The following is a 21,165-nucleotide window of genomic DNA, read 5'->3' as shown; positions in this document are numbered from 1 at the left end:
ATCTTCTCCTTTATTCAAATAAGATTTTACCATTTGTTTTAATTACTTGTTTATACCATTCAAAGCTTTTCTTCTTCGTTCGATTTAAGGTGCCATTACCATCATTATCTTTATCGACATGGATAAAACCATAACGTTTCTTCATTTCGCCTGTACCCGCACTTACGATATCAATCGGTCCCCACCAAGTATAGCCTATAACCTCACATCCATCTTGGATTGCTTCATGAACTTGTAGTAAGTGCTTTTTTATATAGTCGATTCTCTCTTCATCGATAATTTCTCCATTATCATTGATTGTATCTAGTCCGCCATAGCCATTTTCTACAATAAACAAAGGTATTTGATAACGGTCATATATCTCGTTACAAACATATCTCAGACCTTTTGGGTCAATTGGCCATCCCCATTCGGTTTTTTCTAAATAAGGATTATCTTTACCAATAATGCCACCAGTGTTTCCTAAAATAGGCATTCCAGCAAGATGAGTGGAACTGCGATAATAACTGAAACCTAAATAGTCAACGGTATGCTCTTTGATGATTGGTAAGTCATCAGATTCCATCTTTACATCGATATCATGTTCTCGCCAGATGCGATTGACATAGGCAGGATATTGTCCGCGAATCATCACATCTGAATAAAATAAGGAACGCCTTCTTAATTGATAGGATTCAAATATGGTATCCGGATCACATGTGTGCGGATAAATGGGACTTAATGAGAGCATGGCACCCATCTTGGCTTCAGGGCTAATTTCTTTTAGTAATTTTTTTGCTTTAGCACTTGCAACAAAGACATGGTGAGATGCTTGATAGATATCTTGTAGTTTCGTTTCTTCATTTTTTATTAGAATTCCTCCAGCTGCTAGGGGGATTGTATGGAAATGGTTGATTTCATTAAAATTCATCCAATATTTCACTTTCATTTTATATCTATTGAAAATAGTTTTAGCGTACTTTTCATAAAAGCCAATTAATTTTCTGTTAGTCCAGCCACCATATTCTGTAATTAGGTGTAAAGGCATTTCAAAATGTGAAATAGTGATAACAGGTTCAATATCATGCTTTAATAATTCATCAAATAGATCATCATAAAATTGCAGCCCAGCTTCATTAGGTTGTTCATCATCACCATTTGGAAAAATTCGTGACCAAGCGATAGATGTTCGGAAGCATTTTAATCCAGCTTCGGCAAATAGTGCAATATCTTCTTTGTAGCGGTGATAGAAGTCAATCGCTTCATGACTAGGATAAAAATGATTATCTAATACTTCACCGTCAAAAGTACCACCTACAATTCCTTCCCTAATAACATCACTAATCGCTGTTCCTTTGCCATCTAGATTCCATGCGCCCTCCGCTTGGTTAGCAGCAATAGCACCTCCCCATAAAAAATCGTCTGGAAACTGATTATTAATAGCTTTGCTCATCTCGTTCCCCACCTTTTTAGTTTCACTAATGATCGATCAGTGGGGGCAAAAAACCCCACTGTTTATCGTCTTACTTTATAAATATGGAACGGATTCATACTAATATAGTAGGAATCCGTATAACCATTTTTTTAGAACTATAAAGAAACAGTAGTTAATAAAACTTCTTTGCTGTTGATGGATGTTTTATCTGTCTCGATGACATCAGTGTAATCTCCACTGTTCGTAATGACTATCGGTGTAGTGATGTCATATCCGGCTTTTTCAATAGCCTTTATATCAAATTCTAATAGTAATTGTCCTTGTTCTACATGATCGTTTTGCTTTACGTGTGCTTTAAAAAATTCTCCATCTAATTTGACCGTATCAAGACCGACATGAATAAGCACTTCCGTTTTTTCGTCTGAGGTTAGACCAATAGCATGCTTGGTATGGAACAATGTTGTTACTTCACCTGAGACTGGTGCATAAACCTTTCCATCTGCAGGAATGATAGCAATACCTTTCCCCATTGCTTCTGTTGAAAATGCTTGATCTTTTACTTGATTTAATGGAACGACTTCCCCAGTAATCGGTGCTAGAACAGTTGAACGACTTACCTCTATCTTTTGTTCTTTGGATGAAGTAGTTTGTTTCGTTTCTTTTGTTCCACCTTCATCAAATCCTAGAATATAGGTGAGAACAGCAGTAATGATAAAGGCAAGTGAGATACTAATAATATAGAATCCAAAAGTATCTGTCATAAATGCTGGCAATGTTGTTAATGCTGGGAATACATATGCCATTACAGTAGTATTCATCGCTCCGGCAAAACCACCACCTATGGTTCCCCCAATGACTGCGGCAATCATTGGTCGTTTATATTTGACTGATAATCCATAGACGATTGGTTCAGTTATACCAGCTAAAAGTGCCGGTGCTAAAGATGAAATTGCTAAGCTTTTTAATTTTTTATCTTTTGCTTTCAAGAAAACCCCGAAGGCCACACCAGCTTGGGCAAAGGTTGCAGCAGCAACTGGCGGACGAATCGTATCATACCCTGTGGTACTAAGGTTTTGAAGCATTGCCGGAACAATTCCCCAGTGAATACCAAACATAACAAGAAATGTCCATCCTGCTCCAATTATGGCACCTGTTAACATGCCACTTGTACTACTCATGAAATCAATAAAATCGGCTATTGCATTACCTGTATATACACCAAATGGTCCAATAATCCCTGCAGTTAAAGGAACCATGATTAACAATGAAATCATTGGAACAGCAAACATTTGTATAACTGAAGGTATATATTTGTTTAAAAAGCGTTCCAAATAAGAGAATAACCAAATGGCTAAAATTGCGGGAATTATTTGGCCGTTATATTCCATTAAAACGATTGGCAGACCTGCAAAATCAACAATGTCGCCTACTTCATTCATTAACCCAGTGAAATTCGGCTCTAATAATGCAGCCATAATTGCCAAGGCTACAAACGTATTAACTCCAAAGGTTTTTGCAGCGGAAACTGCTAAAGCGAGCGGGAAGAAGTAGAAAACAGCATTGGAAGCTGCGTTTAAGATTAAATAGGTACTGCCTTCTTCCGACATTCCAAAATAGGTAGTAAAAATAACCAGTAAGGCTTTTAACATACCGGAACCAGCTAATACTGGAACAATTGGTGTAATAATACTAGACATGACATTAAATAATTTGGCAATAATGTTCCCTTTTTTACCTTCTTCCTTCTGTTTGGAAGAGCCCTCACTTTTAATCTGATAAGAGCTCATAATCGTATCATGAACTTCTTTTACGGCATTACCGATTACGATTTGATACTGCCCATTACTTATTAAGGCAGAAACTACCCCATCTAATTGCTCTAATTCACTCTGATTAAACTTATTTCCATTTTTTAATTTAAATCGAAGTCTAGTCATACAATGATAAAGGCTTTCAATATTTTCTTCACCACCGACACCTTGGACGATAGCTTCTGCTAATTGACGATAATCAGCCATATTATTTCCTCCTAAGCTTATAAAATGAAAAAGGCATAACCGAGGGAGTAAAAGATGAATGTACATTTACACATGGTCATCTTTTACCACCACAGGTTATGCCCCTAAGGTAACACCCTGTTCTATTTAATTGTTTCCACGACTTGTAACACGAGAGATGTGTAGCACTAAATAAACCATTTCAGCATCAGCGATTTGTCTGTTATAACCATTTAATACATATGTTTCGATTTTCTTCACACAAGCAAATGCCTCTGGATATTTCTGTCTTACTTGTGAGAATAAGTCATCATCGTTATCCATACGGTCCTTTGCTAAAATTCTTTGAGCAAAAAATTTTAGATGTGTCACAAGTCTACCGTAATTCCAGGAATCTTCGTTAAATTCCATTTTAAAATGATATTTAATAATGCCTAAAATATCTTGGACGATTTTGGTAATCTTAATTGTCTTATTAATTTCATTGCCTTCAATTTGGGTATTGACAAGGTGCATAGCAATAAATCCAGCCTCATCTTCATTAAAGATTATGCCAGTTTTTTCTTTGATTATTTCAAGGGCTTTTAGGCCAACTTCAAACTCAGCCTTATAGAATTTCTTAGCCTCCCATAACAAAACATTTCGTATTTCCTCGCCTTTTTTATATCTGGAAATAGCAAAGTTAATATGATCAGTTAACGTTAGTAAAGTATAATCACTAATCATGATATTTAATTTCTCTCTTGCATAGGCAATAATGTTTTGCGCAATTTCCACATATTCTACTGGCACTTCCTTTAATAGGTTTGCCATTTGCATGGATAAATCTCTCGTTTGTAATGTGAAAATCTTACTGATTTTATTTGAATCGATTTCATCACCTGGTTTTAGGTTAAAGGAGATACCTTTTCCAAAAACAACCACTTCTTGATGCTTATCTGTCTTGGCCAAGACAACATTATTGTTTAATGATTTTTTTAGTTTCATGTAATCACTCCTTCAGCGGTGACCTTAGGTTAAGTGCACTTAAGATAAATTATTCAAAATAAAAAACCTGAGACTACTATTTACCCTCCAAGGATTTTTACCTTGTCGAAATAAAAAGTAACTCAGGTTATGCCTTTTCAGTAACACCCTGAAATAATTAAATTGTAATAAAAACGTTTTCTTAATTAGCATTGTAATATATTAGACTCATTTCGTCAATTATTTTTTATTCACATTATAAATTGCACTGAAAGGTGATTGGACAGGTTAAACAAAATGGAAGCTATTTATTTGTGCTAATTAATCCCTCAGAATAGAAGAAGAAGGATTTGAATCTTAGGAGGCATATTGAAGTACTATGCCAAGCAATGAGTTAGCACCAGTTAAGTCACCATGTTATCGTTTCGACACCAGCAATCTAGCGAGATCATTAATTAGGCTTTTTTAACTAACGCTATCGCCTTTTCTATCTGGATAAAGAAAATCCAGCCATGATTCAACTTGGACAAGTTAAATTGTATTTGTGTAGGAAACCATTATTTATAAAATGAGAAAGGAGAACAAATTAAGGTGAATTTACTTATGAACCTTGATACGGAAATAGAAAATGTTATTAAGCTTTTCAATCAATTCTTATTCGTCTATTACTCAGTTCAACTTCTAATAATTTAATAAATTCCTTATTAACTTTATGCTTTTTTGCGGCATAATAAAGTTCAATTAACATTTCATTTGTAAGAATATTCATACTCATTACAATTCCTCCTGTTGTTTTATCTTTTATCGTCGTTCTATCTCAACCACAATTAACTGAAAATGTCGAAACTATAATTAAAAAGTACTACTATAAAAAATATACCTGCATTTTTTGTAGAAATAAATAAAAAATAATCAGAAAATTCAATTTGTATTAATATACTTAAAAAAATGTTAAAAAAATGAAATTAACTAATTAATTGTCCCTTTAGTATTTAGATATGGGTTATTTAAAAGTAAGAAAAATTACAGGGAGGAGAAAGAAATACCCATAATCTAAATTACTTAAGGAGGAAAAGCGATGCGTCCAAAAGGTAAAAAGAATATTGATTTTTGTAAAAAAATGAATAATCGTCACCGACAAAGAATGTCTAGCACCAAAAAAATGATTGCTACTTCTGCAGTTGCTGTACTTATAGCTTCTACAACACCGGTAACGATTGATGGGTACTTAGGAAAATATTTTTCAAGCTCTCAATCAGAAGTGCATGCTGCTAGTTTAGCTGAAGTCCAATTATTATCTGATGTTGAAGTTACAGCTGAATTAATAGAAAACGCTGATGATTATACGTTGGATTTAGGACTTACTGGTACAGGCATAAATGCTGAAGTTATTGGACCTGAACGCACAGTTATATTTTATGCAGAAGAATTAGCAGGCTTGCTAACTGTTGAGGATTATGCAGATGTTTCTGTTGAAGTTTTACCGTTAACAATGGATGATTTACCTCTATTAGATGATGCTATCGGTGGATTAACTGGGGTACTAACTAGTTTAACGTCTTCGTTACTTGAAGAAATTGATAGTTTCGTAAGTGGTGGACCATTCTCAGGTCTTATTGAAGTTAATGGAGTAGCCGAATTAAGTAATGCTATTGAAAATCTCAATAACCTAAACAATGCATTAGCAGATCTATTAAACTATCAGGATCAAGTGACTGCAACAGTGAATGAAGATGGCACAATTGTTGTGTCTTTCTCTGATGGTTTAGGCAATCATTTAGAAACTGCAGTACAAGACATAGTAAATGCAGCAATACAAGACGTATTAACTGCTATCGATAATATTAGTGTAACATCAGACGCTCCATTAGTAGGTACCATTTTAAATCAATTAATCACAATAGTAGTAGATCCTTTCAAAGAGGAAGCGATTTCTTTAGTTAGTAATTTGGCAAATGGTTTAGCAGATGGTACTGTAAACATTGCTAATGATTTGGCTAGTGCTCAAGTATTAGGTACTACAACAGTTAATGTATCAGCAACTATTGCAAAACCTACTGGAATTAGCAACGGTGATGTTACTATATATGGTGCAGGAATTAGTGATTCAGTTATTGATACAGCATTATTAAGTAGTTTAGAGGATTCCGATACTATCACATTTAATGAAGATGTAACAGTTCCAGAAGTTAGATCTGTAGAAATTGATGGAAACAGTACGGATGGGTATGTTGTGTCTGGAGAAGGTGAAATAGGAGATACAGTAACAGTATATGACACAGACGGAAATGAAATAGGTACAGTTGCTATTGAAGAAGATGGAACATTTACATTAAGCGTGCCTGCAGATGCAGTTGAGATTGGTGATGAACTAGTAATTATTGCTAGAGATGAAGCGGAGAATGAAAGTGATCCAATCACTGTTATTCTACCTGAAGATCCTGATGATACAGACGCCGATGCAGATGCCGATGCTGACGCCGATGCCGATGCCGATGCGGATGCTGACGCCGATGCTGATGCCGACGCTGATGCTGACGCCGATGCCGATGCCGATGCGGATGCTGACGCCGATGCTGATGCCGACGCTGATGCCGACGCTGATGCCGACGCTGATGCGGATGCTGACGCCGATGCCGATGCCGATGCCGATGCCGATGCAGATGCGGATGCCGATGCGGACGCTGATGCGGATGCCGATGCGGATGCAGATGCGGACGCCGATGCCGATGCGGACGCAGACGCCGATGCCGATGCGGATGCGGATGCCGACGCCGATGCCGATGCGGATGCCGATGCGGACGCTGACGCCGATGCAGACGCTGATGCCGACGCGGATGCCGATGCCGATGCGGATGCCGATGCAGACGCTGACGCCGATGCGGACGCGGATGCTGACGCTGATGCCGATGCAGACGCCGATGCCGATGCGGATGCCGATGCGGATGCGGATGCTGACGCCGATGCCGATGCCGACGCGGATGCGGATGCCGACGCCGATGCGGATGCAGATGCCGACGCGGATGCCGATGCGGATGCCGATGCCGATGCGGATGCGGATGCGGATGCCGATGCGGATGCGGATGCCGACGCCGATGCCGATGCGGATGCTGATGCAGATGCGGACGCTGATGCTGATGCCGACGCCGACGCTGATGCAGATGCGGACGCTGATGCAGATGCAGATGCAGATGCTGACGCCGATGCGGACGCTGATGCGGATGCCGACGCAGACGCCGATGCGGACGCTGATGCTGATGCCGACGCAGACGCCGATGCCGATGCGGATGCTGACGCTGACGCTGACGCTGACGCCGATGCCGATGCCGATGCGGATGCCGATGCGGATGCGGATGCGGATGCTGACGCTGACGCCGATGCGGACGCTGATGCGGATGCCGACGCAGACGCCGATGCGGACGCTGATGCGGATGCGGATGCGGATGCCGACGCGGATGCCGACGCGGATGCCGACGCCGATGCAGATGCCGACGCTGATGCGGATGCTGACGCCGATGCAGATGCAGATGCGGATGCAGACGCCGATGCCGACGCGGATGCGGATATCGATATTTATCCAGCTGCTCCAGAGGTGAATGACATCTATGATGGTGATGATGTTATTACCGGTGTTGGATTAGAGGGAGCAACTATTTATGCGGTAGTTGATGGCGAAATAATTGGTAAAGTTGAAGTGGTAGATCCCGATTTCCAGACATTTGCTACAGTAATTCCAAACGATGGTACACCATTTACCCTTGAATTAGATGAACCTTTGTTAGCAGGTACGATTGTAGAATTATATCAAGTAAATGAAGATGGAAATCAAGGTGAGTCCGTATTTGTAACAGTATCGGATGGAAGTGATGACCCGACTGAACCAGAAATAGAAGTACCAGTAATAGAGAATATTACTATCGAAGGTGACAGTCAAACTGGTTATAAAATTTCATTTGAAACTAGTGAGCAATTGGCTGACATTTATATTGAAAATAGTGATGGAGAAATAGTAACTCTTGCTGAGGTTGCTTACGATGCTGAAATTGGTAAATATACACTCCTTGTTTCAGCCGATGCTGTTGAAGTAGGAGACATACTGACTATCATTGCAGTAGATGAAGCTGGAAATGTAAATGATCTAGAATCAGTTATTGTACCAGAAGATCCTACTGATGGTGATGCAGATGCAGATGCAGATGCCGACGCAGACGCTGAAGCGGATGACGATACTGATACCAATCTAGAGGTAGAAAGCGGTTCTTCCAAAGGAGGCTCTTCTGTATCAAAAGGTGATGGATCAGGGGGTAACAAACTTCCAGATACAGCTACCAATACATGGGCTTACTTTGCAGGAGGACTTGGTGCTCTATTAGCAGGTATTGCTGCTAGAATATTTGGACGTCGCAAACAATCATAATTAAAGAGCTAGGGAGCAAATGCTTTGGTGCATTTGCTCCCCTGCTTTAAAACTATGGTATATAACTATTTAGGAAAGCTTCTTAGACGATATAAGTCACATTCATCTGAAAAGGGAGGAAAAGTATAATGGTAAAATTGAAAGCTAATGTAAAAAATCAATACAACATACAGATGGAACAATTATATCAGTTTATCCTAGAGAAAGAGGATTTACACGAATTAGAAGATACCATTCTGTTTTTATCGATTGGCTACAAGGGTGAACGTGCTTCTGTTTTAGTGGAAAAAAATACTTCTTTCCAGAATACATGGAAAGCACTTCAGCGCAAAGGTTTCACATATGTTCAAGCTAAATCAAGGGAACCGTCACTTTTGAAAGTGGATATAGTCAAGCACATTAAAAAGGAAAATAATATAGAATTTGCAGAATCTATTACAAAAACGAAAAAAAATTATTTTAGATATGGAATTAGCTTTGACAATCAATTTCAGTATGCTTTTATAGAACAGGAATTGAACGGAAACGCCATTATCCGAATTGACCCCAAAAGTAAACGGGGCTATATCGACGAGAGAAATCTCCAATTTTACATAAAAAAATACAGACCAAATTTAAAAGCGTTAAGTTTTTCAGAGGTGAAGTCTATTTATACCTTTATGACTAAGGGATATATAATCGAAGGGGAAAACTGCCATGAGCTACACATGGATGAATGGAATAACGGAAGGCGATTAACCCCATTAGATAAGAAGGAACTAGAGGAGCTGATTAAAGGCGGACGAGACTATTTAGTTCGTCTCTCAAAACAGTCAGGTGTATTTATATATGGGTATTTTTCTTGTTTTGATAAAGAAATTCAACACTATAATACATTACGCCATGCCAGTACGCTTTACTCTATGTGTGAGACATATGAATTGTTTCCAACAAAAGAATTGAAACTAGCAATTATAAGAGGCTTACAGTACCTACTTAATAATTGTGTAGATACGAGCAAGACTGATACAGAAGCGTTTCTGTTGGAAAAAGTTCCAGGTGGTGTTGAGATAAAACTAGGTGGAAATGCTGCAGCAATTTTAGCTATTACTAAATTCACTGACGTGTTTCAAGATGATCGTCATATTAAAATGGCAGAAAAATTGGCTGCAGGTATTAAAAGGATGCAAAATAAAGATGGCTCCTTTGATCATGTATTGAACTTTCCTACCCTGGACATTAAAGATAAACACCGGATTGTTTACTATGATGGAGAAGCAGCATTTGCATTAATGCGACTCTATCAACACACTGAAAATGAGCAGTATTTAAAAATGGTGAAAAAGGCTTTTGATTATTTTCTCGAGAATAACTATTGGAAATATCATGACCACTGGTTAAGTTATTGTACAAATGAATTAACTAAATATTGTCCAGAGGATAAATATTTTGAATTTGGTCTGAAAAATGTGAATGATAGGTTGGATTTCATTTATCACCGTATTACTACATTTCCAACTTTTTTAGAATTGACTCTAGCAGCATATCAGATGATAAACAGAATTAAACAATTAGAGTCTGATCACCTATTAAAAAATTTCAATGAACAAAAGCTTCTTGATACTATACACAAACGCGCTGAGTATCAAAGAAATGGTTATTTTTATCCGGAACTAGCTATGTACTACAAGAAACCCGACCGAATATCAGGGGGATATTTTATTCGTCACCATTCATTTCGAGCTCGTATTGATGACGTAGAGCATAATTTATCGGGGTATATAGCATATTATAAAACCTTTCATCAAGGATGATGATCTTATTACAGTTAAATAGGCCTTAAGTAAGATGAGAAAGGCTTTAATCATGATTAAATATAACAAATAGTAATTATTATTTGACATATTATTACTATTTGTCATAAAATTATCCATAAATACTATATATTTATATATAATTACATCCTTATTCGGGATAATTTGACAAAAGTACTAGATTTATATGCATTAGGCTCTGCAATTATAAAGAAATTATTCCAAATTGAAGATTACAAGGAGGTGTCTACTAGATTTTACATATTAAATACGTGAATCAAGTATAACTGAAGTCATAATATTTGATACAATAGGTTACTTTTGTGATAAAAGAAGTCTGTATGCATTATATTCAGGAGGATTAGATAATGGTAAACGAATCATAAAAGAAATAGATAAGGCACGTATTTATCATATCCTCACTAGTTCCTCTACATTCTGAACAAAACAGGTCAAACCAACTGGATAATTTATCTATGGTATTTAGCCTTTTTTATCGGGTTATCAATTGGTGCAATATGCTGTGCCATGCTAGTACCATTTATTCAATTTGAAGCATACTCTATAAGAAGAAATCCAACTTTTGAATTTTTATTAAAAGAGCCATTAAATTATTTGAATTCCATAAGCAATTGTTACTAGAAAGCACCCTGATTACGGAAGAGTTCATATGTTAATAGCTATTTCTTTCTAACATTAGCTATGTATATGGTATATCCAATAGTAATAGGAAGTTTCTTTGTAAGGCGTCACTCCTTTCGTACTAGAAATGAAGAAATAAACCATTATATTTTATCATTACTATCTAAAAAGTCATTTGATAGAGTGTAGGCGACTTATAGAACATCAAGTAGAAGGGATTGCTTAAATGAAGGATATAAATGATAGTTTTAATCTAAAATATCTATCAGTAAACAATAACCTGCGGCAAGAGTATTTACTGTCTGAAAGTAATATAAGTCATTCTTTTTCTAAAGAAGTAGAGTTTTTGACGCTATTTAGAAATGGAGATTGGGGCTCAGTAGAATTTTATAAAAAATATCGGGAGAAATTCTTTCAAAAATTGGCACAATCGAAAAATAGATGTGTGAAAAATAATTTAATAGTCTTAGTAGCCAATTTAACGCTAGCAGCAGTAGAAGCAGGTTGTAACCCACAAGAAATGGCTGTATTAAAAGAAAAGATAGTGCGAGAAATAGAGAATCGGCAAGCTCCAATAAACAAAGAAATATTGGTTGAACTTGAATTAAAAGTAATATTACTTATTTTTAGGAAGATAAAACAAAATAAAGTGAAAGGGTTGAGCAAACCATCATTGATGATTGTTAATTATGTTCAAGAACATTTATCTCAACAAATTGCGTTGGAGGATTTGGCCTTACATTGTGGCCGCCATCCAAATTATTTATCCGCTTTATTTAAACGTGAAACAAATAAAAATATTCAACAATACATCTTAGAAGAGCGTATAAAAAAAGCGAAACATCTTATCAAACATTCGGATTACTTGTTTGTCGAAATAGCTCATTTATGCGGATTTGAAAGTCAAAGTTATTTCACTGTTCAATTTAAGAAAATTGTTGGATGTACACCTAAGGAATACCGAAAACGTTGTATTTGAATAAAAGCAAAATACTTGATTATCACCTTTTATGATAGCGGGAGTAACCATTCGTTGGCCAATGAACGGTTACTTCTATTCATTTTTTTTTCAATAATGAAAGAAATTCTGTTAACTTAACTCTTTCTTCAGGTGTTAATTTTTTACTAATTTCAATAAGTTGAACTAAATCCTCTGAAATATGATAATCTTCTTCGGTATAAGAAAAAAAAGTTGCTAAGTCTGTATCAAGTGCTTTTAATATCTTGTATAGCATATCTACATCAGGCACGGCATGATTATTTTCGAATTGGCTGATATACGATTGAGAAACGTTTACTCGATCTGCAACTTCCTTTGTTGTTAGCTTTAAGGACTTTCTTAATAATCTTAGTCGTTCTCCGATTTTTAATTCATTCATCATTATCCCTTTTCTCTGTTTTATTATAGTGCTTATATAGATTGGACATATCACGATAAAAATTGTTCATAACATACTACTCCTTAAAATAAATTATATGTTTACTAAATTATCCCCTATTAACTGAGAGATATACTTCACCCATTAATGGGAAGAATTAAGTTAATCTCCGGTTTTATATAATTACACTTTACCCTGATAGCTTATTTTCCTAACGTGTAAGTAGAATGATCAACTCCCTTCATTGGTATAAACATACATGCTTACTTCGAGCAGTTAATTAAATCTCCCATAAAAAAGACACCAAATACTACGATATGAAGGAGAAGGATAATGTGCAAAAGCTTATTTGTAAAATGAGGTGTATTATCACTTTAGTATTAATTCTATTTACCTATATTGTAAAACTTAATAGATATTTTGGCTAGTAATATGAAAACTATATACATCTATTTCAGCTAGTAACATATTCTTGAAATTAAAAAGAGGGAAAAATTCTTTTATCTTTTCCTTTTTCAAAAACAAAACAAAATAACATTGTTTGTTTTGTTTTTATTTTTCTTTAATAATATTGACTTTCCCTTTGTTTTTTTGTAATATTCAGATGAAAGCATTACCAAAAATATGGGTGTTAATTTTATAAAGTGAAGAACATATTAAAATCACATAGAGACTTAGGAGGATCAACAGCATGATTAGAGATGGCTCAATTGATCGATAATTATTCACCTAGTTATTAGCGGTGACTAATCCCTAATGAAATGCAAATATGAAAACGAATACAACGGAGGGGTTCTTTGATGGGGAAAGGAAAAGTGACAACTGGTTGGAAAGCAACGATTGCTATTGCAATGGCAAATTATATCGAGGCTGGAGCAATTATCGCAGCTGCCAGCAGTCTTACACTTTGGCAAGCATATCTAGGAATTGACAGTATTGGTGTCGGCTTGTTAAGCGCTTTAAGTGCGAATGCGCTAGGAGCAGCAGTCGGTGCGCTATTAGGTGGTTATATTACAGACAAATTTGGCAGAAAAATAGTTTTTAACTATGATTTACTTGTATATATGTTTGGTGTTTTGCTGATCATGGCATCAGTAAATTTTCCTATGTTATTGATAGGTACCATCATTACTGGGGTAGCAGTTGGTGTAGCAGTACCAGTATCTTGGACATATATTGCAGAGGAAGCACCCTCTAAGCAAAGAGCAGCACGAGTGGGAGCGGCGCAATTGGCATGGTCAATTGGTCCAATGATTACCTTTTTCTTAGCTGTTCTCTTAGAGCCATTAGGATTACTTGGTTCGCGTCTCATCTTTTTTCACTTGTTTGTTGTAGCATTTGTAACATGGTATTTAAGACGAGGATTACCAGAGTCGAAGATTTGGTCTGAAGATAATGAGAAGAAAAAACAGGAACGCAAAGGACAAAAATTAGTACAGAGCTCATTGAAAGACCTCTTTTCTTTAAAAGTAAATCGTCAAGCTCTCTTTTTATTAATCGGTATCTATTTGTTCTGGAACTTAACTGCCGGAGCAATGGGATATTTCATGCCTTATATTTATGAGAATGTTGGTGGTTTAACGAATGGGCAAGCGAATTTACTTCAAGCCTTTTTGTGGATGTTTACGGTTTTGACAACATTCTTTGGTTTCATGAAATTGGCAGATAAGATAAGTCAAAGATTCTTATTTGGTTTAGGCGCTGTCATGGGAATCGTGGCTTGGTTGATTTTAACTTTCATGCCGATGAATTGGATTTCTTTAATCTCCTTTGTGGTGATATGGGGATCAGCAGCAGGGATTGGTGCACAAGCGTTCTATGCATTATGGACGAGTGAGCTATTTATTACCCGTTATCGCGCAACGGCTCAAGGTTTTATGTATTTTATTGTACGCACCGGTATTGCTATTTGGTCTTTCATTTTACCAATTATTATGGATACGCTCAGCTTTGCGATTGCAGGAGTTGTGATGATAGGATTTTTGATCATTCATATGGTGATCGGTGTTGCGCTCACACCAAAAACACGGGGGAAAACTTTAGAACAGATTGAAGAAGAACGATATGGGGAGCAGGCAAATTCACATTTATCTTCCATCTCTAGCCAATGACATGCTAGAAGTTAGTATCGATTGTTTGAGGATAATCAACAAATCTTCTGGGTGCAAGCAAAGTTTTGTTGAAAAAACAGATATAATGAACAAATTCAAGAAGAGAGAGAAAAGATTTGTTGAATAAATAGATGTAATCTACAAATCCTTTGCAATTCGAGGTTTAATATGCCAGTAACCGGGTGGATACCCGGTTTTTCTTTCTTATTAGGAAAGCATAAACAAAGATGCCCAACAATCAAATGGATGCTAATTTTTATAAAAATCAGGGGCGAATTTAATCTTTTTTCCAATGGATTATTAGTGAAAAAATGATAAACTACAAATAAACATTGGAAAAATACAGAGCAGCGTTAATACCTAGTTAATGAAGGGGGATTTTTATTATGTCAAGGACATTAGTTATTAACTTGGATTTAGATGATATTTTGCTCAAGGAAATTCAGCAGGAAATACCGGATTGGGAGGTAATCGCAAACAAAGATACGGAGAAGATCAAGGACGAATTGGCTCAGGCAGAAGTAGTACTGCACTGGAAAAGGGCAGTTGCTCCGATTTTGCTTAAAAAGAATGAACGCCTAAAGTGGATTCAAACATGGAGTGCAGGGGTAAACAGCCTTCCACTTGATGCTTTACAGCAAAAAGATGTAATAGTGACGAGTGCTACCGGTGTGCATGCTTATCCGATTTCTGAAACAATTTTTGCTCTTATGCTTGGATTAACTCGAAAAATCCATGCATATGTACGCCAACAGCAAGAGAAAACCTGGCACGATGCGGGATTGAAGCTAGAAATTCATGGTAAGACAATTGGCATTTTAGGTGTTGGCGCTATTGGCCAAGAAACGGCAAAAATTGCCAAGGCCTTTGGCATGAAAGTTCTCGGAGTCCGTCATTCTGGTAAGCCGGCAGAATATGTTGATGACATGTACACTCCTGATCAATTGGCTGACTTTTTACCTCAATGTGACTTTGTCGTGATCACACTCCCACTGACAGAAGAGACAACTGGCATGTTTGGGAAAGATGCATTTCGTCAAATGAAAAATAGCGCTTTTGTGATTAACATTGGAAGAGGTCCAATTGTGAACGAAGATGAGCTTATTCATGCTTTGGAAAATGAGGAGATTGCAGGGGCAGGTCTTGATGTGTTTGCGACGGAACCGTTACCAGTAGAAAGCCCATTATGGGAGATGGATAATGTTATTGTTACACCACATAGTGCAGGAGCAACAGAACATTATGACCAGCGTGTAGTACGTGATATATTTATTCCAAATATCAGACATTACCTCGCTAATGGTACACCGAATGTAAATGTTGTAGATTACGACAAGGGATATTAAATAGCCAACCTGCCGCTGGAATTTCATATGTGCGGATGATAAGCTAGAATAGCAGATTCGTCTTTAGAGCGGAGGTGACTGGATGGATTGGAGAAAAGCCTTGTTTCTTTCATTACCTTTATTTTTACTGCTAGTTTGCATAATAGTCTTGATCAATCTACATAAAATCATCGTATTAGAACAACAACCGAAAAAAGCAGATGCGATTTTAGTATTAAGTGGTGGAAAAGGAGAGCGAGAAAGCGAGGCAGCTAAGCTCTATCATGAGGGATGGAGTGATACCATTATTGTCACCGGGGCACTTGTTGGATGGGAAACCTACTCATCTGAAATTATGACGGAACATCTAATAGAATTGGATGTCCCTGAGGATGCTATTTATTCTTTTAAAGAAGTGACGAGTACGAGAGAAGAAGCAGAACTATCGATTCCCTTGCTACGGCAGTTGGACGTCGACACCTTGATTGTCGTAACCAATAAATATCACTCCGCACGGGCGAAATGGATTTTTTCCAAAACATTAAAAGATGAAAATATCGAAGTCATTTCTGTCCCTGTCCGGGAAGACGTTTATGAATGGGATTGGTGGAAGGACCATGAATCGCGAAAGCATGGAGCGAGTGAAGTATTAAAATTTGTTTGGGAGCTTTTCCGGCTATAAAAGTAAAAAAAGGGAAGTCGCGCTCTAGACGCTACTTTCCTTTTAAATACTTTTCCATTTCTTTATCATACTGACCTGCTACAACTAGGCAGCAGTATAACATACATGTAATTAACGACAGTAAACCGCCGACAATCCACCACATATTTGCACAACCCTCTTTTTGATGTTTACATATCCCAGTGTCTACAAAAAATCAAATGAATATACGCCAGGAAGGTGCATAATGTTTTTATCGAAGTGTATCTTGCGTTATAATATATTTCGACTATCGAAATAAAGGAGTCCTTACTTGTGAGTCAATCGCAGATGAAAAAAGAGAAGATTTGGACAAAGGATTTTGCCTTAATTTGTATGGCAAATTTTTTTATCTTTTTAGGTTTTCAGATGACCTTACCGACCATACCGTTGTTTGTCCAAGAATTGGGTGGCAGTGATCAGTTTATTGGCATTATTACAGGAATTTTTACATTTTCGGCGTTACTTTTACGACCAACTGCAGGTCATGCGTTGGAGTCTAGAGGAAGACAATTTGTATACATGATTGGTCTTGGAATATTTGTTATTTCTATTGGATCCTATGCGTTTATTACAAGTATTGTCTTTTTGTTTATTATGCGTTGTGTTCAGGGATTAGGCTGGGGATTTTCTACAACCGCTACTGGTACTATTGCGACGGACTTGATTCCAGAGAGCAGACGTGGTGAAGGAATGGGTTATTTCGGTCTTTCGGGTAATATTGCTCTTGCAATCGGACCGGCATTAGGTCTCACGTTATATGGTTACATCTCATTTACAACATTGTTTTTAATTTGTGCGTCATTAGGGATAGTAGCATTAATGTTGTCGAGCCAGATTACGTACAAGCCTGTGGATCCTGAGGCGAAAAAAGTGGTTCCTCCGAGATTTGATGTGTTGGAGAAAAGCGCATTACGACCATCGCTGTTGTTATTCTTTATAACGTTCTGTTTTGGTGGAATTGCTTCCTTTTTACCATTGTATACAGAGCAGGAAGGAATTGCAGGAATTGAGATTTATTTTTTTATTTATGCAATTTTCTTAATGATCACAAGAGCCTTCGCTGGGCAATTGTATGATCGAAAAGGGCACATTGTCGTGTTTATTCCTGGTACGTTGATGATATTGGTGGCAATGGTATTATTAGCATGGCTGCCAAATTCTTTTGTTTTATATGTTGCTGGGGCTTTGTATGGTTTAGGATTTGGTACGGTTCAACCAGCACTTCAGGCATGGGCGGTCAATCAATCACCAGCTAACCGAAAAGGAATGGCAAATGCAACTTTCTTTTCCTTCTTTGACTTAGGTGTAGGAGTTGGTGCGATAGGCTTTGGTTTTATTGCATCGATGTTAGGTTACAACTACATTTATGTTACAGGTGCTATATCCATTGTGATCGCGATTATACTATATGTATCTTTGTTGGTGAAAGATAAGAAAGTTAGGAAACAAGAAGCGGTTTAATAGACGTTTTAAGTTGGGAAATAAAGATAATCGGAAGTTTTAGGCTGTTGAGAGTGTATTTCTCAACAGCTATTTTTGTGTGCTGAAATCTTTCCTTTTCGATTGTAGCTCCGAACTTGCACAAGTATTAATTCGCTTATAACTTTTTCTGTTTAAACAGACTATCGAAAAAAAATTTCTATTATTCTATGAGAGACTGCATATCTCTGAATAAATGACATATTTATATATTAAAGATATATCATTTTATTTTTTTATATATAAAAGCATGGTGTTTGAATGAAGTGGTAAATCTTTATGATAATTTCATTAGTTTATTTATAGCTATTCATACGGTTTTTTGATAGAATATATATTATTTATTATAAAAACATATAAATATATCATTGACACATATGGTAGATTATGTATAATTGATGATAGCGGTTACATGATAAAGAATTAAAATGATATAACATATGTTATTGTATACATATTTTGGAAGGAGGGAGATTGGTTTTGGTTAGCTCTACTTCAATAATCATAAAAATAGGGGGGTAAAAATGAGCAATTCAATTTTAAATAAGTTAATGTTTAGTATCTGTTTAGTGGTTGTGATGGCTTTAGTTGCTTGTTCTTCAGATGATGAAAGTGGCGGGAGTGTTAGTAATGAAAACACTGTGGAATTCTGGCATTCTATGACAGATACCTCTGGTGAGGCGGTGGAATACGTTATAGAAGAATTTGAGAAGCAAAACCCAGATATTAACATTGAAGCAACTTATGTAGCGAATCAGGGTGAGGGCCAAAATGAGAAATTATTAACAGCCATTGCCGGTGGAAATCCTCCTGATGTTGCCTATTTTGACCGATTTGAAGTAGCTGCATGGGCTGCTCAGGGATCTTTAGAACCACTGACAGAACTAGCTGAACAAGATGGGATAAGTCAAGAAAATTATTATGATTTTGCTTGGGAAGAAGTTAGTTATGAAGGAGATTTGTATGCAATTCCAACAACCACCGATTCGCGATTGCTTTTTTATAATAAAGATCATTTTGAAGAAGTAGGTTTAGATCCAGAAAATCCTCCTAAAACGATTGCTGAACTGGAAGAAGCTGCAGAAAAATTAACGATAAAAGAAGGGAATCGTTTTGAAAGAATTGGTTTTATTCCCTGGTTTGGGCAAGGTTGGTTTTATAGCTGGGGTTGGTCATTTGGAGGGGATTTCTATGATCCAGAAACAATGGAAGTAACTGCAGATCATCCCAAAAATGTGGAAGCACTGGAGTGGATGACAGAGTTTGGTCAAAAGTATGGTGTTGAAGATATTGCAGGTTTCACAGATTCTCAAGGATCAGGTGCCATGGATCCATTTGTATCAGGTCAAATTAGTATGAAAATTGATGGTAACTTTGGTGTAGCAGCTTTAGAGAAATTTGCTCCAGATTTAAACTATGGTGTGACGCCAATTCCCACTCCTACTGGGGACAATTTCAAGACATGGTCTGGTGGATGGTCCGTGGTTATACCAAAAGGCGCAAACAATCAAGAAGGTGCTTGGGAATTCTTAAAATTCTTTGGAAGTGAAGAAGGTCAAAGGATTTTCAGTGAAACAAGTAGGGACTTCTCCGTTATCGAATCTGTTAATGAATCATTAGGCTATAACGAGGATCCAATTTTTGCTGCATTTATTAATATCTTACCTGAGTCTCATTCTCGTCCAGTAATGACAGAAGGTTCCCTTTATTGGAATGCATTAGCAGATGCGGTGGAAGCCTCAACCCGTGGAAATGGCACACCGAAAGAGAATTTAGAAAATGTAACCCAGCAAGTTACAGATGCGTTAAAAGAATAGTTACTAAAGGAGAAGGTAACACTTCTCCTTTATCTCTTAAATAAGGGAGGTAGTCCAAATGAAGATAAAGATGGAGGAATCTGATCAGTCTTTAGTACAGGATAGTTTGGAAGTTCCTATGAAGAGATCTAAAATCAGCAAATCATCTATTAATGGTTGGTTATTTGCTTCGCCATGGGTAATAGGTTTAATTCTATTTTATGCGTTCCCACTCTTTTCTTCTATTTATTTTAGCTTTACTACATACAGCATATTAAGTCCTGGCGAATTCGTTGGTTTAGCTAATTACAAGCAATTAATGAGTGATGGACTATTTTGGAAATCTATTTATAATACAATTTATTTTGCTGTTTATTTTGTGCCTTTAAGTATTATCATTGGTGTTGCATTAGCAATGATGTTGAATATGAGAGTGAAAGGTATGGCGGTTTATCGGACTATTTTTTTTCTGCCAACCTTAGTTCCTCACGTAGCATTAGCAGTATTGTGGATGTGGCTTTTAAATCCTGGATTTGGTTTAGTAAATGGTGTATTAGACGTAATTGGTATTACAGGACCTAATTGGTTAGGCAGTGTGACATGGTCTAAGCCTTCCTTAATATTGATGTCTTTATGGGCAATTGGACAGCCTGTAATTATTTATTTAGCAGGTCTCGGAGATATTCCTCAGGAATTATATGAGGCTGCCGAAGTGGATGGTGCAAGCTGGTTGCAGAAAACCTATAAAGTAACATTGCCACTATTAACACCTGTTATTTTCTTTAATTTGGTAATGGGTGCTATAGGGGCTTTCCAACAATTTACCTTGCCATATACAATGACACAAGGTCAGGGAACACCTGATAACTCGCTAACCTTTTATGTGATGTATTTGTATGACAATGCTTTTAAATATTTCAAGATGGGGTATGCGTCAGCAATGGCATGGATTTTATTTATCGTTATCATGCTGTTAACAGCTGTCATTTTCGGTTCATCTAAGCGGTGGGTTCATTACCAAGGTAAATAAAAAAGGAGCATTCCTGTAATAAGAAAAATTGACCCTAGATGAGGTTATTTGGAGTTACACAAAAAAAGCCCTCCTTGGTAGTATAGAGAGTGTCACGTCACGAAACAATGACC

Annotated in this window: 14 protein-coding genes; 9 read left to right on the top strand and 5 right to left on the bottom strand. The window is 36.9% G+C overall.

The window, feature by feature from the left end; all coding sequences use genetic code 11:
* Nucleotides 1–10 precede the first annotated feature (10 nt).
* The 4 genes from ACTNEP_RS08860 to sda form a co-directional block, all read right to left on the bottom strand.
* The gene (locus tag ACTNEP_RS08860) at nt 11–1,432 is read right to left on the bottom strand and encodes a glycoside hydrolase family 1 protein (RefSeq protein WP_441161516.1); all 1,422 of its coding nucleotides are present in this window, start codon (nt 1,430–1,432) and stop codon (nt 11–13) included.
* A 137-nt stretch (nt 1,433–1,569) separates the two neighbouring features.
* Entirely contained in the window at nt 1,570–3,432 is a 1,863-nt protein-coding gene (locus ACTNEP_RS08855; RefSeq protein ID WP_441161515.1) for a beta-glucoside-specific PTS transporter subunit IIABC, read from the bottom strand.
* A gap of 126 nt (nt 3,433–3,558) precedes the next feature.
* Entirely contained in the window at nt 3,559–4,398 is an 840-nt protein-coding gene (gene licT, locus ACTNEP_RS08850; protein ID WP_441161514.1) for a BglG family transcription antiterminator LicT, read from the bottom strand.
* Between the two features lie 622 nt (nt 4,399–5,020).
* Nucleotides 5,021–5,152, bottom strand: a complete 132-nt coding sequence (sda, locus tag ACTNEP_RS08845; protein WP_441161513.1) for a sporulation histidine kinase inhibitor Sda — start codon at nt 5,150–5,152, stop codon at nt 5,021–5,023.
* Nucleotides 5,153–5,455: 303 nt separating this feature from the next.
* On the opposite strand from sda, the gene ACTNEP_RS08840 reads away from it, so the two are divergent.
* The 3 genes from ACTNEP_RS08840 to ACTNEP_RS08830 all read left to right on the top strand — a co-directional run bounded on the left by ACTNEP_RS08840 (nt 5,456) and on the right by ACTNEP_RS08830 (nt 12,208).
* Nucleotides 5,456–8,794, top strand: coding sequence for an adhesive domain-containing protein (locus ACTNEP_RS08840; protein WP_441161512.1), 3,339 nt, complete (start codon nt 5,456–5,458; stop codon nt 8,792–8,794).
* A gap of 128 nt (nt 8,795–8,922) precedes the next feature.
* Nucleotides 8,923–10,587 (top strand): hypothetical protein, encoded by a 1,665-nt coding sequence (locus tag ACTNEP_RS08835; RefSeq protein WP_441161511.1) that lies wholly within the window; start codon nt 8,923–8,925, stop codon nt 10,585–10,587.
* Nucleotides 10,588–11,455: 868 nt separating this feature from the next.
* Entirely contained in the window at nt 11,456–12,208 is a 753-nt protein-coding gene (locus ACTNEP_RS08830; RefSeq protein ID WP_441161510.1) for a helix-turn-helix domain-containing protein, read from the top strand.
* Between the two features lie 79 nt (nt 12,209–12,287).
* Here ACTNEP_RS08830 and ACTNEP_RS08825 read toward each other — a convergent pair whose 3' ends face one another.
* Entirely contained in the window at nt 12,288–12,608 is a 321-nt protein-coding gene (locus ACTNEP_RS08825) for a helix-turn-helix domain-containing protein (protein ID WP_441161509.1), read from the bottom strand.
* 800 nt (nt 12,609–13,408) lie between these two features.
* On the opposite strand from ACTNEP_RS08825, the gene ACTNEP_RS08820 reads away from it, so the two are divergent.
* The 6 genes from ACTNEP_RS08820 (at nt 13,409) to ACTNEP_RS08795 (ending at nt 21,052) form a co-directional block, all read left to right on the top strand.
* Nucleotides 13,409–14,719 carry an MFS transporter gene (locus ACTNEP_RS08820; protein WP_441161508.1) on the top strand — a complete coding sequence of 437 codons (1,311 nt, stop codon included), beginning with the start codon at nt 13,409–13,411 and terminating at the stop codon, nt 14,717–14,719.
* Nucleotides 14,720–15,102: 383 nt separating this feature from the next.
* A complete protein-coding gene (locus ACTNEP_RS08815) occupies nt 15,103–16,065 on the top strand; it encodes a D-2-hydroxyacid dehydrogenase (RefSeq protein ID WP_441161816.1) in 963 nt (320 codons plus the stop codon).
* Between the two features lie 82 nt (nt 16,066–16,147).
* Entirely contained in the window at nt 16,148–16,726 is a 579-nt protein-coding gene (locus ACTNEP_RS08810; protein WP_441161506.1) for a YdcF family protein, read from the top strand.
* Between the two features lie 309 nt (nt 16,727–17,035).
* Nucleotides 17,036–18,208 carry an MFS transporter gene (locus ACTNEP_RS08805; RefSeq protein ID WP_441161814.1) on the top strand — a complete coding sequence of 391 codons (1,173 nt, stop codon included), beginning with the start codon at nt 17,036–17,038 and terminating at the stop codon, nt 18,206–18,208.
* A gap of 542 nt (nt 18,209–18,750) precedes the next feature.
* Nucleotides 18,751–20,043 (top strand): ABC transporter substrate-binding protein, encoded by a 1,293-nt coding sequence (locus ACTNEP_RS08800; RefSeq protein WP_441161505.1) that lies wholly within the window; start codon nt 18,751–18,753, stop codon nt 20,041–20,043.
* A 58-nt stretch (nt 20,044–20,101) separates the two neighbouring features.
* Complete coding sequence (locus ACTNEP_RS08795) at nt 20,102–21,052, top strand: carbohydrate ABC transporter permease (protein WP_441161504.1); 951 nt, start codon at nt 20,102–20,104, stop codon at nt 21,050–21,052.
* Nucleotides 21,053–21,165: the final 113 nt, after the last annotated feature.

Origin of the sequence: Gracilibacillus sp. HCP3S3_G5_2 (genome assembly GCF_052063305.1) — a bacterium.
In the GTDB taxonomy this organism is placed as follows: domain Bacteria; phylum Bacillota; class Bacilli; order Bacillales; family Amphibacillaceae; genus Gracilibacillus.
This window is presented reverse-complemented; position numbering and strand designations above follow the sequence as displayed.

What these genes read in the sequence shown, in the direction of transcription:
- ACTNEP_RS08860 (WP_441161516.1), bottom strand. Translation starts at nt 1,432, where the DNA reads ATGAGCAAAGCTATTAATAATCAGTTTCCAGACGATTTTTTATGGGGA.
- ACTNEP_RS08855 (WP_441161515.1), bottom strand. Translation starts at nt 3,432, where the DNA reads ATGGCTGATTATCGTCAATTAGCAGAAGCTATCGTCCAAGGTGTCGGT.
- licT (WP_441161514.1), bottom strand. Translation starts at nt 4,398, where the DNA reads ATGAAACTAAAAAAATCATTAAACAATAATGTTGTCTTGGCCAAGACA.
- sda (WP_441161513.1), bottom strand. Translation starts at nt 5,152, where the DNA reads ATGAGTATGAATATTCTTACAAATGAAATGTTAATTGAACTTTATTAT.
- ACTNEP_RS08840 (WP_441161512.1), top strand. Translation starts at nt 5,456, where the DNA reads ATGCGTCCAAAAGGTAAAAAGAATATTGATTTTTGTAAAAAAATGAAT.
- ACTNEP_RS08835 (WP_441161511.1), top strand. Translation starts at nt 8,923, where the DNA reads ATGGTAAAATTGAAAGCTAATGTAAAAAATCAATACAACATACAGATG.
- ACTNEP_RS08830 (WP_441161510.1), top strand. Translation starts at nt 11,456, where the DNA reads ATGAAGGATATAAATGATAGTTTTAATCTAAAATATCTATCAGTAAAC.
- ACTNEP_RS08825 (WP_441161509.1), bottom strand. Translation starts at nt 12,608, where the DNA reads ATGAATGAATTAAAAATCGGAGAACGACTAAGATTATTAAGAAAGTCC.
- ACTNEP_RS08820 (WP_441161508.1), top strand. Translation starts at nt 13,409, where the DNA reads ATGGGGAAAGGAAAAGTGACAACTGGTTGGAAAGCAACGATTGCTATT.
- ACTNEP_RS08810 (WP_441161506.1), top strand. Translation starts at nt 16,148, where the DNA reads ATGGATTGGAGAAAAGCCTTGTTTCTTTCATTACCTTTATTTTTACTG.
- ACTNEP_RS08805 (WP_441161814.1), top strand. Translation starts at nt 17,036, where the DNA reads ATGAAAAAAGAGAAGATTTGGACAAAGGATTTTGCCTTAATTTGTATG.
- ACTNEP_RS08800 (WP_441161505.1), top strand. Translation starts at nt 18,751, where the DNA reads ATGAGCAATTCAATTTTAAATAAGTTAATGTTTAGTATCTGTTTAGTG.
- ACTNEP_RS08795 (WP_441161504.1), top strand. Translation starts at nt 20,102, where the DNA reads ATGAAGATAAAGATGGAGGAATCTGATCAGTCTTTAGTACAGGATAGT.